Origin of the sequence: Bradyrhizobium sp. CIR18 (genome assembly GCF_014198295.1) — a bacterium.
In the GTDB taxonomy this organism is placed as follows: Bacteria; Pseudomonadota; Alphaproteobacteria; order Rhizobiales; family Xanthobacteraceae; genus Bradyrhizobium.
Genome location: NZ_JACIHF010000005.1, coordinates 191,025 through 205,744, shown reverse-complemented (window position 1 = coordinate 205,744; position 14,720 = coordinate 191,025). Strand labels below are relative to the sequence as shown.

17 protein-coding genes are annotated in these 14,720 nt (G+C 64.9%); 5 read left to right on the top strand and 12 right to left on the bottom strand.

From position 1 onward, the window contains the following. The first annotated feature begins 89 nt into the window (after positions 1-89). Entirely contained in the window at positions 90-1,238 is a 1,149-nt protein-coding gene (locus GGD65_RS19075) for a M20 family metallopeptidase (RefSeq protein ID WP_183236245.1), read from the top strand. Between the two features lie 119 nt (positions 1,239-1,357). Here GGD65_RS19075 and GGD65_RS19070 read toward each other — a convergent pair whose 3' ends face one another. From GGD65_RS19070 to GGD65_RS19035, 8 genes are all read right to left on the bottom strand, one after another. Next, a complete protein-coding gene (locus GGD65_RS19070) occupies positions 1,358-1,516 on the bottom strand; it encodes a hypothetical protein (RefSeq protein WP_018318398.1) in 159 nt (52 codons plus the stop codon). A gap of 94 nt (positions 1,517-1,610) precedes the next feature. Next, positions 1,611-2,192: a flavin reductase family protein gene (locus GGD65_RS19065; protein WP_183236244.1), complete on the bottom strand. Its 582-nt coding sequence runs from the start codon at positions 2,190-2,192 to the stop codon at positions 1,611-1,613. Between the two features lie 32 nt (positions 2,193-2,224). After that, the gene (locus tag GGD65_RS19060; protein WP_183236243.1) at positions 2,225-3,067 is read right to left on the bottom strand and encodes an ATP-binding cassette domain-containing protein; all 843 of its coding nucleotides are present in this window, start codon (positions 3,065-3,067) and stop codon (positions 2,225-2,227) included. Positions 3,068-3,084: 17 nt separating this feature from the next. Beyond that, positions 3,085-3,891, bottom strand: a complete 807-nt coding sequence (ssuC, locus tag GGD65_RS19055; RefSeq protein ID WP_183236242.1) for an aliphatic sulfonate ABC transporter permease SsuC — start codon at positions 3,889-3,891, stop codon at positions 3,085-3,087. Further along, complete coding sequence (gene ssuD, locus GGD65_RS19050) at positions 3,888-5,054, bottom strand: FMNH2-dependent alkanesulfonate monooxygenase (protein ID WP_183236241.1); 1,167 nt, start codon at positions 5,052-5,054, stop codon at positions 3,888-3,890. Before ssuD ends, ssuC begins: the two co-directional genes overlap by 4 nt. A 9-nt stretch (positions 5,055-5,063) precedes the next feature. Then, the gene (locus GGD65_RS19045) at positions 5,064-6,017 is read right to left on the bottom strand and encodes a sulfonate ABC transporter substrate-binding protein (protein WP_018318393.1); all 954 of its coding nucleotides are present in this window, start codon (positions 6,015-6,017) and stop codon (positions 5,064-5,066) included. 38 nt (positions 6,018-6,055) lie between these two features. Further along, positions 6,056-7,006 carry a sulfonate ABC transporter substrate-binding protein gene (locus GGD65_RS19040; RefSeq protein WP_183236240.1) on the bottom strand — a complete coding sequence of 317 codons (951 nt, stop codon included), beginning with the start codon at positions 7,004-7,006 and terminating at the stop codon, positions 6,056-6,058. 384 nt (positions 7,007-7,390) lie between these two features. After that, complete coding sequence (locus GGD65_RS19035; RefSeq protein WP_183236239.1) at positions 7,391-8,554, bottom strand: cytochrome P450; 1,164 nt, start codon at positions 8,552-8,554, stop codon at positions 7,391-7,393. A gap of 257 nt (positions 8,555-8,811) precedes the next feature. Here GGD65_RS19035 and GGD65_RS19030 point away from each other — a divergent pair, with 257 nt between their 5' ends. After that, complete coding sequence (locus GGD65_RS19030; RefSeq protein ID WP_246783335.1) at positions 8,812-9,456, top strand: NAD-dependent dehydratase; 645 nt, start codon at positions 8,812-8,814, stop codon at positions 9,454-9,456. A gap of 101 nt (positions 9,457-9,557) precedes the next feature. On the opposite strand, the gene GGD65_RS19025 is transcribed toward GGD65_RS19030, so the two are convergent. From GGD65_RS19025 to GGD65_RS19010, 4 genes are all read right to left on the bottom strand, one after another. Next, positions 9,558-10,424: a L,D-transpeptidase gene (locus GGD65_RS19025; RefSeq protein ID WP_183236395.1), complete on the bottom strand. Its 867-nt coding sequence runs from the start codon at positions 10,422-10,424 to the stop codon at positions 9,558-9,560. Positions 10,425-10,717: 293 nt separating this feature from the next. Continuing rightward, a complete protein-coding gene (locus tag GGD65_RS19020; RefSeq protein ID WP_179733088.1) occupies positions 10,718-11,665 on the bottom strand; it encodes an ABC transporter substrate-binding protein in 948 nt (315 codons plus the stop codon). Positions 11,666-11,815: 150 nt separating this feature from the next. Further along, positions 11,816-12,604, bottom strand: coding sequence for a helix-turn-helix transcriptional regulator (locus GGD65_RS19015; RefSeq protein ID WP_183236238.1), 789 nt, complete (start codon positions 12,602-12,604; stop codon positions 11,816-11,818). A gap of 116 nt (positions 12,605-12,720) precedes the next feature. Continuing rightward, the gene (locus GGD65_RS19010; protein ID WP_183236237.1) at positions 12,721-13,923 is read right to left on the bottom strand and encodes an LLM class flavin-dependent oxidoreductase; all 1,203 of its coding nucleotides are present in this window, start codon (positions 13,921-13,923) and stop codon (positions 12,721-12,723) included. Positions 13,924-14,030: 107 nt separating this feature from the next. On the opposite strand from GGD65_RS19010, the gene GGD65_RS19005 reads away from it, so the two are divergent. From GGD65_RS19005 to GGD65_RS18995, 3 genes are read left to right on the top strand one after another with little or no spacing between them, the layout of a single operon-like run. Then, positions 14,031-14,204, top strand: a complete 174-nt coding sequence (locus GGD65_RS19005; RefSeq protein WP_183236236.1) for a hypothetical protein — start codon at positions 14,031-14,033, stop codon at positions 14,202-14,204. Then, positions 14,191-14,376, top strand: coding sequence for a periplasmic nitrate reductase, NapE protein (napE, locus tag GGD65_RS19000; RefSeq protein WP_018318384.1), 186 nt, complete (start codon positions 14,191-14,193; stop codon positions 14,374-14,376). Before GGD65_RS19005 ends, napE begins: the two co-directional genes overlap by 14 nt. A gap of 26 nt (positions 14,377-14,402) precedes the next feature. Further along, positions 14,403-14,717 carry a chaperone NapD gene (locus GGD65_RS18995; protein ID WP_026202011.1) on the top strand — a complete coding sequence of 105 codons (315 nt, stop codon included), beginning with the start codon at positions 14,403-14,405 and terminating at the stop codon, positions 14,715-14,717. Positions 14,718-14,720 lie beyond the last annotated feature (3 nt).

Sequence of the window (14,720 nt, the reverse complement as noted above, 5' to 3'; positions counted from 1 at the left end):
GCGGTGGACATGGCGGCATCGCATTCTCCGACTAGGTCGCGCCGGCGCAACGCCCTATAACCCGCATGAAAACCAACGCGGAGAACTCCATGTCTCAAGCTCAAATCACGGATTGGCTGGCATCGCAGAAGCAGGCGATGATCGATCTGCTGCGCGATGTCGTGAACATCGATTCCGGGTCCTATGACAAGGAAGGCGTCGATGCGGTCGGTGCGCGGTTCGAGCGGCATTTTGCCGAGCACGGCATTCCGTTCCGGCGCGAGAGCCACGACACCTTCGGCGACGCCATCCATGCCGACGTCGCAAAACCCGGCAGCAACGAGAAGCCGGTGCTGTTGATGGGCCATCGCGACACCGTGTTCGGCAAGGGTGAGGCCGAGCGGCGCCCCTTCACGATCAGGGACGGCCGCGCCTATGGCCCTGGCGTCGCCGACATGAAGTCCGGCGTCGTGATGAACATCTTCGTCGCGACCGCCTTCCACAAATTCGGCGGCAATCCGCATCCGATCAAGCTGCTGATCACCTCGGACGAGGAGATCGGCTCGCCCTCCTCCCGGCCCGTGATCGAGCGCGAAGGCCGCTCCGCCCGCGCCGTGTTCAATTCCGAGCCGGGCCGCCCCACCGGCAACGTCGTGACGGGGCGCAAGGGCGGCATCTTCATGCATCTCGGCATCACCGGCAAAGCCGCGCATTCCGGCGCCAATTTCGCCGCCGGCGTCAGCGCGATCGGCGAGCTCGCGCACAAGATCGTGCAGATTCACGCGCTGACCGATCTCGACAAGGGCATCACGCTCAATGTCGGCCTGGTCTCGGGCGGGCAGTCCGTCAACACCACGGCGCCTTACGCCGAGGGCCAGATCGACCTGCGCTACGTCGATCCGGCCGATCGTGCCCGGGTGATGGACGCGATCCAGACCATCGTCGCGAAATCTTACGTGCCGGGCACGAGTGCGACGCTGACCATCAAGGGCGAGTTCGTGCCGGTGGTGCAGAGCGCGGATTCAAGGGCGCTGTTCGAAAACTATCAGGCCGCTGCAAGAGAGGTCGGCCTCACCACGCTGCAGGGGGAGTTCTCCGGCGGCTGCGCCGATTCCGGCTTCACCGCCGCGGTCGGTACGCCGACGATCTGCGGCCTGGGCCCGGTCGGCGGGCTCGCGCACACGCCGGAGGAATATCTCGATATCGACAGCATCGTGCCGCGCGCGCAGGCGCTGGCGCTGGCGATTTTGCGGGGGTGAAGGCAGGTGCCTTAGGGTGGGCAAAGGCGCACTTGCGCCGTGCCCGCGATTTGCCTGCGCTGGATGGAAGTCGTGGGCACGCTTCGCTTTGCCCACCCTACGGGACCGCGCGCGTTCGCCTACGAATAACTCGGCGCGTCCGGCTTGCGGAAGATGTGGATGGGATCGCCGGGGATGATCACGGGCTGGCCCGAGAACATCGCGTAGGCGTAGAGCGCGAGATAGGCAATCGCCAGCGCGCCGATGGCATAGAACGCCCAGGTCGCGACGCGCTTCATCGATCCGCTCCATTGCCGTCCCGGCGGGAGGCTCGGGCGCTTCTAGAGCGATGACGGGGAAAAGGCCAGCCTTCCGGCCCCCCGGCCCGCGCGATCAAAGGCCGCGCCGACCGTGCGCGGGAACGCTCACTTCGGCAAGCCTCGCGGCGTCCTCCTCCTGGTCGACCGCCACGTACTGGCCGTGCCAATAGGCCAGCGCCGCAGTCCGCGCCGAGCTCCTGATGTCCCTGACACGGCCGATGACGATGCCGTGCGAATGCCGCTCCACGATCTCCTCAACCTCGCAATCGAAGGCCGACAGCGCGCCGACGAGCAGCGGAACACCCGAGACCGCCGTCATCCATTTGGCACCTTTGAAACGATCGGCGCCCTTCAGCCCGCCCTTGCCGGCAAAGCGTTCGGCGACATCGAGCTGGTCGGCATTGAGGATATTCACCCCGAAGGCGCTGTGCCGCCGGATCAGCGGGAACGAGGAGGCATCGCGGTTGATGCTGACCAGCAGCGTCGGCGGCTCGACCGACAGCGAGGTGACCGAGGTCACCGTCATGCCGGTGACGTCCTTGCCTCGCCCAGCCGTGATGACGCTCACGCCGCCGGTGAGATGGCGCATGGCGCCGCGGAAATCGGCGGACGAGACGGGGATTTCAGTCATGAGATCGCGGGGCACTACATTCATGGCATGGTCCCCGAGGTGGGGTTCCCTTGTATTTAGGTACGATCGTCCGCCGACAACAGGTGGCTCAGGATCGAGCCTTCCAGACCCGCAAGCTCGGCCGAGCCGCGCTGGCGCGGCCGGCCCGCGTGAACCACTTCATCATGAGCGATGCGGCCCTCTTCGATCACCAGCACCCGGTCCGCCAGCGCCACGGCTTCGGCGACGTCATGGGTCACCAAAATCGCGGTAAAGCCCTGATCGCGCCAGACGCGCTCCAAAAGGCGCTGCATCGAGATCCGGGTCAGAGCATCCAGCGCGCCGAGCGGCTCGTCGAAGGCCAGCACGCGGGGACGAGAGACCAGCGCGCGGCCGAGCGCGACGCGCTGCTTCTGTCCGCCCGACAGCACCGAGGGCCACTGGTCGCGCTTGTCGGCGAGACCAACCTCGGTCAAGGCCTTCTCGGCGCGCGCATGCGCATCGCCTGAAGCGCGATCGCGGCCGAGGCCGACCTCGACATTGGCCAGCACGCGGGCCCAGGGTAACAGCCGCGGCTCCTGGAACATCACGCGGACGTCCTCAGGCTGGATGCCTTTTGGCTGAATGTCCTGGCCGAAGCTGATGCTGCCGGCATCGATCTTGTCGAGGCCCGCGATCAAGCGCAGCAGCGTGCTCTTGCCGCAACCGCTTTTTCCCACGATGGCGACGAACTGGCCGGCGGGGATGTGCAAATCGATACCGCGCAGCACCTCGTTGCTGCCGAAGGATTTGCGCAAGCCCCGGATGCTGAGCGGCAGGCCGCTGCTCTGCACCTCGCGCACTATGCGGGCGTGAGGCGCAAAATTGGCGCGGCTGGCGAGCTCGGTTTCGGGAAGGGACGTACGAACGGCTGTCTGCATGTGATTCCCAGTATGTCTCAACGTTTCTGGAAGGCGGGGTGCCAGGAGAGCGTCAAACGCTCCAGCACGCGGGATGCGCTGTCGGCGAGCTTGCCGAGCAGGGCGTAGATCAGGATCGAGAGCACGACGACGTCGATCAGCATGAACTCGCGCGCCTGCATCGCCATGTAGCCGAGGCCCGACGAGGCCGCGATGGTCTCGGCGACGATCAGCGTCAGCCACATGATGCCGAGCGCGAAGCGGATGCCGACGAAGATCGACGGCAGCGCACCCGGGAAGATCACGCGGCGGAACAGTTCGCCGTCGGTCATGCCGTAGATGCGGCCCATCTCGATCAGCTGCGGATCGACGGTGCGGATGCCGTGCAGCGTGTTGAGGTAGATCGGGAAGAATACGCCGAGCGCCACCAGGAACAGTTTTGCGCTCTCGTCGATGCCGAACCAGAGGATGACGAGCGGGATCAGCGCCAGGTGCGGCACGTTGCGCACCATCTGCAACGTGGTGTCGGTGAGCTTTGCCGAGAGCTGCGACAGGCCGTTGGCGAGCCCGAACGCGAAGCCGATGCTGCCGCCGATCAAAAAGCCGATCGAAGCGCGCCAGAACGAAACCCAGATGTTGCGAACGAGCTCGCCGGAGAGCAGCAGCTTCCAGCCGGCGAGCAGGACGTCGCTCGGGGCCGGCAGCACCCGGGTCGGCACGAAGCCGGTGACGCTGGCGACCTGCCAGAGCGCGATGATGGCGAGCGGCACGATCCACTGGATCAGGCCGTCGATCCGCGGCAAACGAAGGCTGCGCGGGAGTGAAACGCTGTCGATCACGCTCACGACTGCGACACCCTGTGCTGCGGACGGAAATCGCTGCCGACCGTCTCGCCGAACGGACCGCCGTTGAAATGCAGCCTGGTCACGTTGGAGGGCTGCTCGAGCGAGAGCAGCGGGAATACCAGCTCGGCAAAGCGATAGGCCTCCTCCAGATGCGGGTAGCCCGACATGATGAAGGTATCGATGCCGATGTCCTGATACTCCCTGATGCGGGCCGCGACGGTCTCGGCATCGCCGACCAGCGCCGTCCCGGCACCGCCGCGCACGAGGCCTACGCCGGCCCAGAGGTTCGGTGCGATCTCGAGCTTGTCGCGCTTGCCGCCGTGAAGCTGCGCCATGCGCTGCTGGCCGACGGAGTCCATGCGGGCAAAATTCTTCTGCGCCAGCGCGATGGTGTCGTCGCTGACATGCTGGATCAGCTCGTTCGCGGCACGCCAGGCTTCCTCGTTGGTCTCGCGAACAATGACATGAAGGCGGATGCCGAAGGACAGCTTGCGGCCGCGCGCGCTAGCGACCTCCCGCACCTTCGCGATCTTTTCGGCCACCGGCGCCGGCGGCTCGCCCCAGGTGAGATATTTGTCGACGGCATCGACGGCGACATCGATGCCGGCATCGGACGAGCCGCCGAAATAGATCGGCGGACGCGGCGACTGCGCCGGCGGAAACAAGAGTTTGCCGCCCTCGATGTGGATGTGCTTGCCCTCGACATTCACGGTCTTGCCGGCGAGCAGGTCGCTATAGACGTTGAGGAACTCGCGGGTGACCTCGTAGCGCTCGTCATGGCCGAGGAAGATGCCGTCGCCCTTGTTCTCGACGGGATCGCCGCCGGTGACGACGTTGACGAGCAGCCGGCCGCCCGTGACGCGATCGAGCGTCGCCGTCATGCGCGCGGCGACACCAGGCGATTGCAGGCCGGGCCGGACGGCGACGAGATAGCGCAGCCGTTCGGTGAACGGCGCAACTGACGAGGCGACGATCCAGGAATCCTCACAAGATCGCCCGGTCGGCAGCAGCACGCCGAAATAGCCGAGCTGGTCGGCGGCCTGCGCGATCTGGCGCAGATAGTTGAAATTGACCTCGCGGCCGCCGATGCCGGTGCCGAGATAGCGGCCGTCACCGTGGGTCGGCAGGAACCAGAGGATGTTGGCGTTGGGTTGCTTTGTCATGACTTGCGCTCACGAACCGGATTTCCGCGCGACGTCAGAAATCTTGATGGATTTGGGGATCAGGCCCAGCGCGAAGAACGCGTCGGCCACCTGCTGCTGGTCGGCGATGACGGCATCCGTGATCGGTTTGATGCCGTAGGACTGCCGCTTCAATGCCACCTCGACGACCGGGACGGACAGACCGATTGCCGGAGCAAGCTGCTCAGCCACCGCATGGATGTCGCCCCTGGCCCAATCGTCGACCGTGCTGAGCTCGGCGAGCACGGCGTCGACGATCTCAGGATTGGCGTCGAGGAATTTCTTCGAGGCAAAGTAGAACTGGTAGTTGGCGACGATGCCGGAGCCGTCTGCGAGCGTGCGCGCGCCTGTGGCCGCTTCCGCGGCGGCCTGGAACGGATCCCAGATCACCCAGGCATCGACCGCGCCGCGCTCGAAGGCGGCGCGCGCATCGGCCGGCGCCAGGAACACGGGCTCAACTTCAGAATATTTCACGCCGGCCTTCTCCAGCGCCTTGACCAGGAGATAGTGGACGTTGGAGCCCTTGTTGAGCGCGACCTTCTTGCCCTTGAGGTCAGCGACGGACTTCAGCGGGCTGTCCTTCGGCACCAGAATCGCCTCGCCCTTCGGCGCCGGCGGCTCATAGGCGACATACTGGATCGGCGCGCCAGCGGCCTGCGCGAAGATCGGCGGGGCCTCACCGGTGTTGCCGAAATCGATCGCGCCGACATTGAGTGCTTCGAGCAGCGGCGGTCCGGAGGGGAATTCGGTCCACACCACCTTGTAGCCGTCGGCAGCCAGCTTCGGCTCCAGCGTGCCCTTGCTCTTGAGCAGCACCAGCTTGCCGTATTTCTGGTAGCCGATGCGAACCACCTTGTCCTGGCCGTAAGACGTTCCGACGGCGGCGGCGACGATGCCGATCGACAGCACCACGGCCGCGATCAGACGCTGGATGATACGCCTCATGTTCAAACCCCTGTGTGTGGGAAGGCTGGTCGGCACGATCAGGCTGCCGGATTGCGCCAGACGATGTCGCGGATCGCGATCGGCTTCGGGATCAGGCCGAGCTTGTAGAAGCGATCGGCGACGCCCTGCTGGGTCGTGACGATATCGTCGGTGACAGGGCCGACGACGAAGGACGAGCGGTTCGCCGCGATGGTCTGGATCTCCAGCGGAATGCCGGTCACCGCGGCGAGAGACTTCGCGACCTCGTCGCGGTGCTGCTCGGCCCATCCGGCGGTCGCGGTGGTGACGTCGACGATCTGCTGCAGGATCGCGCCGTGGTTCTTCGCGAAGTCGCGGTTGGCGATGTAGAAGGAATTGGTCTTGGTGACCTCGCGCGCGTTGATCAGGATGCGGCCGTTCTGCCTGGTCTCGCCGATCGCGAAATACGGATCCCAGATCGCCCAGGCCTCGATGCTGCCATTGGCAAAGGCGGGGCCGGCGTCCGGCGGCGCCAGATAGACCGGCGTGATGTCGGCATAGGTCAGGCCCGCCTTCTCCAGCGTCTGCACCACGATGTTGTGCGCGCTCGAGCCCTTGGTGAAACCGATGCGCTTGCCTTTCAGCTCGGCGATGGCGCGGATCGGCGAATCCTTCGGCACCAGAATGCCCTGGCCGTTGGTGATCGGCTGGCCCGCGGCATAGACGATCGCGGCACCAGCTGCCTGCGCGAACACCGGCGGGGAATCGCCGACCGCGCCGTAATCGACACTGCCGACATTCATCGCCTCCATCATCGGCGGGCCCGAGGAGAACTCGACCCATTTCACCTCGATGCCCGAGGGAACGAAATGTTTTTCCAGCGCCGCCTGCTGGCGCGCGATGACCAGCACGCCGTTCTTCTGATAGCCGATACGAATTTCCTTCACCGCGCCTTGCGCGATTACAGGCGAGGCGAACGCAGCGGCCGCCGCAGTTCCGATGGAGAGCTTGAGAAAGTCACGACGCTGCATTCCACACTCCCGGCCGAGCGCGGCCGTCATTCATTCCAGTTCGGGAATGATGGTGCGGGTTGTCGGAGGTGTCGAGACGGCCGGAAAAATAGCGATGCGCGCACTGCGCGCGCGGCAGCGCGCATGATTAATCTTTCAAGCGGCCGCGATGATGCAGAGGGATTTTTTCTGCACGCGAATGTGAGAAGCGCAGGCAGTGGGGCTGCTGAGGCGCGAAGCCGCCTCCACCACTTCCGCTGTCATTCCCCGCGAAGGCGGGGAATCCAGTATTCCAGAGGCGTCAGTGCTTCACACGACGGCCGCGGCGTACTGGATCGCCCGGTCAAGCCGGGCGAGGACACTGAAACCGTGGTGGGCGCGTGCCTCGCGCAGGACGCTTGCAAGCTAATGCCACCGCACCGGCAAATTCTGCAGCCCGCGAAACGCCCAGCCGCCGATCCGCACCTTCTCGTCGTCGGCGATCTCGAGCTGCTTCGCCCGCGCGAACACGGTCGGCAGCGCGACGTCGGCGATCATGGCGCGGGAGGCCCACGCGCCGGCGCAGAAATGCGGGCCGGCGCCGAAGGCGACGCTCTTGGTCGTATCGCGCCGCACGTCGAACTGATCGGCGCGCTCGAAATGCCTCTCGTCGCGGTTGGCCGAGCCGAACATCAGGAACACGCGCTCGTCCGTCTCGAAGGCGACGTCGCGGATGCTCCAGGGCTTGGCGATGCGGCGCGGCGACATGCCGATCGGCGAGATCCAGCGGGCATATTCCTCGAACGCCTCGAGCCAGGTCACCTCGCCCTTGCGCACCAGATCGAGCTGCTCGGGATGGGTCAGCAGCGCCCACACCGTGCCGGCGATGGCCTTGCGCGGCTCGTTCTGGCCGCCCGAGATCGCGAGCTTGACGTTCGCGCGCACGCTCTCCATCGGCATGCCGGAGGCGAGCAGCACGCCCAAAATGCTCTGGTCGGGATGCTTGCGCATCGCCGGCAGGATGTCGTCGATCGCAGCATCGATGCCCGAGGTCGCGGCGTGGCAGCGCGCCTCGACCTCAGGGTCGCCGGCATAGTTGGCGATGCCCTCGATCATGCCCTGCGACCACGCGTCCATGTCGCCAAAGCCGATATTGGTGAGGCCAGTGATCGACTTCAGGCATTCGCCGGAGAACGGCAGCGCGAAATCGCGCATGAAGTCGATCCGTCCCGGCGCGATCGCGTCGAGGATGCGGTCGGCATGGGCCTGGAACAGCGCGGTCCAGTGCGCCTTCACCGTCTTTGGCGACACCGTCGGAAACATCGCGCGGCGCTCGACCTGGTGCGCCTCGCCGTCCTTGCGCATCATGTTGTGGCCCATTAGCCGGTTCATCAGGCCCGCAGGCTGGTGCGAGGAAAACACGTCGATCTGCTTCTCGGAGATCGAGATGTCGTCGCGGCTGGTCAGCAGCGTCGAGCCGAGCTGCGGCACGAATGCGATGGGAGCTTCTTTCCGCATCTTCGCGAGCATCGGATAGGGATCGGCCCAGAATGCGGCCGGGTCGATGTCGATGCGCGGCGCGGTGCTCAATGCGGCCTCTCCGGATGTCGTATCCTAGAGGACAGACTAGCGAACTCCGCGGCCGGCGTCTGTCCCTAGCGATGGGGACACACGGCAGGAGAGCATTTACGTGTAAGTCCGGTTGACGGGACAAAACGGCAAGGAATTCCCCGTGGCTCACAACTTCGATATGTGCCGGACTTGGAGATTGTCGCGACGCAGGCATCGAATTTGCCGTGGCAGCCGGTTCCTGTACACTTGGCCTGCAAAGCCAAGACGGGATGGTCATGACCACATTGCTCATCGTAGGCGCGACGGGGCTGGTTGGCGGCCGCGCGATGACGCTTGCTCGTGCGGACCCTCGCATCACGCGCATCATCGCGCCGACGCGGCGTGCGCTGCCAGCCGAGGAGCGGGTAACCAATCCTCGGCTCGATGATCTGATTGCTGGTGCCGGCGGTGAGGAATGGCGAGCCGACGGCGCAATCTGCGCGCTCGGAACGACGCGAGCGGCGGCAGGGTCGGCAGCAGCATTTCGTGCGGTCGATTACGAACTTGTGCTGCTGATCGCGCGGCGGCTGCGCGACGCTCGAGTCGGCCGTTTCGCGTTGGTATCGTCCTTGGGCGCCGACCCGCGATCCCTGTTTCTCTACACGCGGACGAAGGGCGAGGTGGAAGAGGCGATCGGGGCGCTCGCTTTCCCGTCCCTGACGATCCTGCGGCCAGGCTTCCTGGATGGCGAGCGTGCCGAAAGCAGGCCGGTACAGCGAGCAGTGCGGAACGTCCTAAACTTCGCGTCCCCCCTGTTGCCGCGGGTTGCGCGTGTAAGCCCGGTGACCAACGTGGCCCGGCAGCTCATCGAGGCGGCTGTTGCCGGCGAACCAGGAAAGCACGTCATTGGAGCGGGGCAACTGGCAGAGGGCGGCAGCTGACACCGCGGGTCCCGGCTCTGCACAGCAGCGCGTGCCGGACGATGCTGCGCGGCGCTCTGCTCACCGTTGGAGCCCAGACCTTTGGAGCTAGATCCTTGGAGCTACCGCGCCTCGGCGATCTTCGCTCCAAATGGCAGCATCTGCGCGTTGGCTGCCAAGGGCCGCTTCGATGGCGATGCAGGGTCCGGCAACCGGAACGCGGCGTCGGCCGGCGCGCCCTGGGATGGACGACGAACGGTTGCCGGAAGCACGATCACTTTCGCGCCGACCTTCACCCGCTCATAGAGATCCGTGACGTCGTCATTGGTCAGCCGGATGCAGCCGGACGACACGCGCTTGCCGATCGTATCGGGCTTGTTGGTGCCGTGAATGCGATATTCGGTCTCGCCGAGATACATCGCCCGGGCGCCGAGCGGATTGCCGGGACCGCCTGCCATGAACCGCGGCAGATAAGGCTGACGCGAGACCATCTCCGCAGGCGGATGCCAATCCGGCCATTCCGCCTTGCGGGCCACAGTCTGCTCGCCCGACCAGGTGAAACCTTCGCGGCCGACACCGATGCCGTAGCGCAACGCCTGGGTGTCGTTCAGAACCAAATAGAGGAATGTGTTCTTGGTATCGATGATCACGGTGCCCGGCGTCTGGCGGCTGGCGTAGTCAACCACCTGCCGGACCAATGCTCCGGGACCATCAGCGTCGGCTTTTGGTGGTTCGACCAAAGGTGCCGGGGTCGGAATCGGAGCCGGAGCTACCGCCGGCGCGGATGCATGAACCGGGGGCGCCACGTAAACCGGACTTGACGATGCCTTGGCTTCCTGTGCGGACGGCTTCCGGATCGCCTGCACGCTCGCCGGGCCGGACAGCAAACCGTACCCCAACGCGGCGACGGCCACGGCGCCAATTGCAACTCTCGCGGCCATGGGTATTGCGAGCGTCTCCGCCTTTCCACGTTTCGCCCGCTTACCCATACTCTTTCCCCAGGTCACTGTGCCCTGAAGAGGTACCCAGCAAAATTTAAGAAACTTCGAAGCGATGCCGCTCAGGCGGGAACCGTCGGGGATGGTTAACGACGGGCTCTTGTTCGACGATATCAAAATTGGGAGCACCGCTTGATAGTGAGCTGGCGATGCGGACAACGCGCTTCTCTGAATAGCCCGGCGGAGCGGACACGCTGCGACCTTGACTGCTCCCAGCCCGACAGCCGACATTCTGAGGCCAGAAACAGAAGGCAGCTAAGGCGCCAGAAACGGAAGCCGAGAACTCACTCGACCGTCCTGTCGGCACGAGAGAGTAGCATCGGCGGCATTTCGACACCTAGCATTTTGGCTGTCTTGAGATTGATGACCAGTTCGAACTTTGTCGGCTGCTCAACAGGCACCTCGGCTACCTTTGCGCCTCGCAATAGTCTTGCGACCTGACGCGCGCATTGGTGGAAAACCGCGCTGAGGCGGGGACCGTATCCCATCAGTCCGCCTTCTTCCGCCTGCTCGGGCCACTGCAGAATGGCGGGCAGGCGGCGGAGGGCCAGCCGATCGCGGATCAGGTACTGGAATTTCGATGCCAAGATCGGCGAGGCCAGCAGGTTGACGGCCCCGATCTCTTCGACCTTCAAAGCGTCAATCACACGGATGAGATCTTCCTCGGATCGTGCGGCAAACGGAACGATCTCGACGCCGAGCCTCTTGGCGGCGCTTTCGAGAGTACTCATGTTTGGTATCGGCAGGCGGTCTGCCAGAGCTGCTATTCGCCGGATAGCTGGCAGTGCTTCATGCAGCAACTCCAATCGCTTGGCGTCGAGCTGAAACGCAAAGATGGCAACACCAGTGGTGTTACCTTCGGGATGCGGCATCGAGGCGACAAGCTTGCTGCCAAGCAAGTCGTCCGCGATCACCACGATTGGAATACGCTGCGTTGCTTTCTGTGCTGCGTGCCCTGCTTCGGCCCCGACTGCCATCAGCACATGTGGACTTGCCTCGACCAGTTCAATGGCCACACTGGCATAAGACGCGGCAGCCACCCTTTCGCCACGGCTGTCGATCTCAAGGTTTTTGCCTCTGACAAAGCCGGCTCTGCCCAGTTCATCGAAGAAGCTGAGCGGTACCGGCCCCAATGCCGCAACGCGGTACCGCTGGCCAGCCCGCTGTGCGCGGGCTTTGAGCGGCAATGCCGCAGCGCCAGCAATCAGCGTGACGAACTCGCGCCGCTTCATGTGGATCCCGGGAGCATTTGACCGGGTCTCAGTCTAGCACATTGGAGGCGAGGAGTGGCGTCGGCTTCGGGTCAAAAGGCGACGATCCCCGTAGGTGGACCGCGTGTCCGCTTTGCTTTCGGAAGCAGGTATCGCGGACTCCCGGTCCCCTCAGTTCAGGCCGTGTGGCCCTGCCAGCAGGCCCAGCACGATTCCGAACAATTCGTTCTGCGAGGAGATGCCGAGCCGCTGATAGGCGCGCTTGCGGTAGGTCAGGGTCGAATGCAGGCTGATGCCGAGTCCTTGCGAGATCGCTTCGGAGCTGAAGCCAAGCAGGATGCGGCGGCAGACCTCCTGCTCGCGCGGTGTCAGGTTCGAGAGTGGCGCGCGCGTCGCGAACAATGTGGCGAGGTTCTGATCAGGCGTCGCGGTCGCGGCCTGCTGAAAATGACGCGCGACGCTGGCGCCGATCGCGGGCGCGATCGTCTGCAGCCGTTCGCGTTGCGCGGCGCTGAAGCGGCCCTGGGACGTGATGCGGTAGAAGTTGACGTAGAAGCAGGTGTCGCCGGTCCAGATCGCGGTCGCGCATTTGTCGACGATGCCGGAATCGTGGAAGAAGATCTTGCGGTAGCGCGCGCCGTACATGCGGGGCGCGAAGCTCGGCAGCATGATCGGCGCAGTGCCCTCGCCTTCGAACAGCGCATCGCGGTTGGGATCGGATTCGTGGAACTGGCCGGCATAGGCGGCGCCGAGATCGCCGCCGATCGGGATATTGCCGGCATCGAGCAGGCAGGTCGCGGCACCTGCACGGCTCAGCGCAAACACCATGCAATGACCGACATCGGCCTGGCGGCGCAGCGTGTCGATGAGGACTTTGGGGAAATCGGAGCGGCCGATGGCGAGCACCGCGGGCGTGATGTCGCCAGCCGCTGGAGTTGTGGCCGTTCCGTCGGGCCGCATTGGCTTCCTCCGTCTGACGCTGTTTTGCGGAAGGATAGCAGCAACGATCGGGCGCCGAAAGCCGGCAACGCGTGTGATGCGCTGCAGAGCCGGGGCCCATGCCGGATGCAGATCCCCTACCCCGCCGCCTTCGCTGGCGCCACGTTGACCGCGAGCTTGCCGTAGCGGTCCGTGAACGCCTCGGTGTCGATCTCCTCCAGCTTGATCTCGCCGCTCATGACGCCCTGCTTCCAGGCCGCCTGCGCCGGATCGTTCTGGAACTCCGGCATCACCTCGCGGCCGAACAGCTCCAGCGATTCGCAGATGTGCTCGTGGCTGTTCTTGCCGGCCTGGTTGAGCAGGATGACCTGGTCGATATGCGAGGACTGGAATCGCTTCAGCTTCCTGCGGATCGTCTCCGGCGAGCCGATCAGGCCGCCGCGCAACGCCGCCTCCTGCGCCTCCGGATTGTCGCGCTTCCACTTGTTGTACTCGTCCCACATGTTGACGGTGTAGGGCGCGGGCCGCTGGCGGTTCTGCGAGGCACCGTAGAAGCGCAGCGCGAACTGGAAGAAGGTGGCGCCGTCGGCGCGGGCGCGCGCCTCCTCATCCGTTTTGGCGCACATGAAGAACGAGACCAGCGCCATGTTCGGGTTGATCTGGTAGTCCGCCAGCTTTGCGAGACGCTTGGTCATCGCGTTGTAATAGGCGTGCACCCAGGCATGCGCGGCATCCGCACTGACGAACTGAAAACCGAGCGCACCAAAACCGTGACGGCCGGCACGCTCGATGGTCGGCAGCTGCGAGCACGCCATCCACAGCGGCGGATGCGGCTTCTGCACCGGTTTTGGCACGACATTGCGCAGGGGAATGTCGAAATACTTGCCGTGATGTTCGCTGCCCGCGTCCTTGAACATCGGGAAGATCGCCTGCACGGCTTCTTCAAAGACCTCCTTCTTGGTCTCCATGTCGCGGCCGAACGGCGTGAGCTCGGTGATGGACGCGCTCTCGCCCATACCGAACTCGCAGCGCCCGTTCGAGAGCAGATCGAGCACCGCGACACGCTCGGCCACGCGCGCCGGGTGATTGGTGGTGAGCTGCAGGATGCCGTGGCCAAGCCGGATGTTTTTCGTGCGCTGGCTGGCCGCGGCGAGAAAGGATTCCGGCGAGGGCGAGTGCGAATATTCCTCGAGGAAGTGATGCTCGACCACCCAGGCATGGTCGTAACCGAGCTTGTCGGCGAGTTCCATCTGCGAGAGGGCATTCTGGTAGAGCCGGAGCTCGTCGCCGGCCACCCAGGGCCGCGGCAGTTGCAGCTCGTAGAAGATGCCGAACTTCATGGCGTCGCTCTCCCGCTCTATTGTTGTTAAGCTCATCTTAAGGTGTGAGGCGGAGCTGTCTACGGAGCAGCAATTCCGCCGCGCGGGAGACTGATCCCGAGCCTGGCATGGCGCCCCATACCCGCCTCGGGGCCGCCGCTGCGACATCCGCGCAAGTCGACAGGTTGATCCAGATCAACGCCACCACGGCCCGATTGCAGCAAAAGGGCTGCAAGGCAACGGCCCGGATGCCGTCCCGCTTCCCATACCATCCCGAAGAGACCGAATATGTCGGCCCCTGACGACACGACTTCGCGCGTGCGCCGCAAGCGCATGGAGATTTTCGCTTTCCTATTCCTGACCGCGATCGTGATGCCCGTCCTCGCGGTCGGAACAGTCGGCTCCTATGGGCTCGGCGTCTGGATCTACCAGATGTTTGCTGGCCCTCCCGGCCCGCCGCCCTCCCCGCATTGATCTCCTCCAAGCGAAAGACCGGCATCATGGCCCAAGCTTCACTCAACCGCCGCGCATTGATCACCGGCCGCGTGCTCAGCACCGACCGCATCGTGCCGCCACCGGGCGCCGAAATCGCCAGCATCATCGTGCAGGCGCGCCCCGAGCGCCTCGCCGAACTCGAAGCTGAGATCACCGCCCTGCCCGGCTGCGAGATCCATGGCCGCGACCCACGCGGCAAACTCGTCGTCGTGACCGAAGCGCCCGATGCCGGCAGCCTCGGCACCCTGCTCAACACCATCCAGTCGCTGCAACACGTCTATTCCGCGGCGCTGGTCTTCCACGCCATCGAAACCGCCTGAGTC

Coding starts and splice junctions, on each gene's coding strand:
- GGD65_RS19075 (WP_183236245.1), top strand. CDS start 90: ATGTCTCAAGCTCAAATCACGGATTGGCTGGCATCGCAGAAGCAGGCG.
- GGD65_RS19070 (WP_018318398.1), bottom strand. CDS start 1,516: ATGAAGCGCGTCGCGACCTGGGCGTTCTATGCCATCGGCGCGCTGGCG.
- GGD65_RS19065 (WP_183236244.1), bottom strand. CDS start 2,192: ATGAATGTAGTGCCCCGCGATCTCATGACTGAAATCCCCGTCTCGTCC.
- GGD65_RS19060 (WP_183236243.1), bottom strand. CDS start 3,067: ATGCAGACAGCCGTTCGTACGTCCCTTCCCGAAACCGAGCTCGCCAGC.
- ssuD (WP_183236241.1), bottom strand. CDS start 5,054: ATGACAAAGCAACCCAACGCCAACATCCTCTGGTTCCTGCCGACCCAC.
- GGD65_RS19045 (WP_018318393.1), bottom strand. CDS start 6,017: ATGAGGCGTATCATCCAGCGTCTGATCGCGGCCGTGGTGCTGTCGATC.
- GGD65_RS19040 (WP_183236240.1), bottom strand. CDS start 7,006: ATGCAGCGTCGTGACTTTCTCAAGCTCTCCATCGGAACTGCGGCGGCC.
- GGD65_RS19030 (WP_246783335.1), top strand. CDS start 8,812: ATGACCACATTGCTCATCGTAGGCGCGACGGGGCTGGTTGGCGGCCGC.
- GGD65_RS19025 (WP_183236395.1), bottom strand. CDS start 10,424: ATGGGTAAGCGGGCGAAACGTGGAAAGGCGGAGACGCTCGCAATACCC.
- GGD65_RS19020 (WP_179733088.1), bottom strand. CDS start 11,665: ATGAAGCGGCGCGAGTTCGTCACGCTGATTGCTGGCGCTGCGGCATTG.
- GGD65_RS19015 (WP_183236238.1), bottom strand. CDS start 12,604: ATGCGGCCCGACGGAACGGCCACAACTCCAGCGGCTGGCGACATCACG.
- GGD65_RS19010 (WP_183236237.1), bottom strand. CDS start 13,923: ATGAAGTTCGGCATCTTCTACGAGCTGCAACTGCCGCGGCCCTGGGTG.
- GGD65_RS19005 (WP_183236236.1), top strand. CDS start 14,031: ATGGCGCCCCATACCCGCCTCGGGGCCGCCGCTGCGACATCCGCGCAA.
- napE (WP_018318384.1), top strand. CDS start 14,191: ATGTCGGCCCCTGACGACACGACTTCGCGCGTGCGCCGCAAGCGCATG.
- GGD65_RS18995 (WP_026202011.1), top strand. CDS start 14,403: ATGGCCCAAGCTTCACTCAACCGCCGCGCATTGATCACCGGCCGCGTG.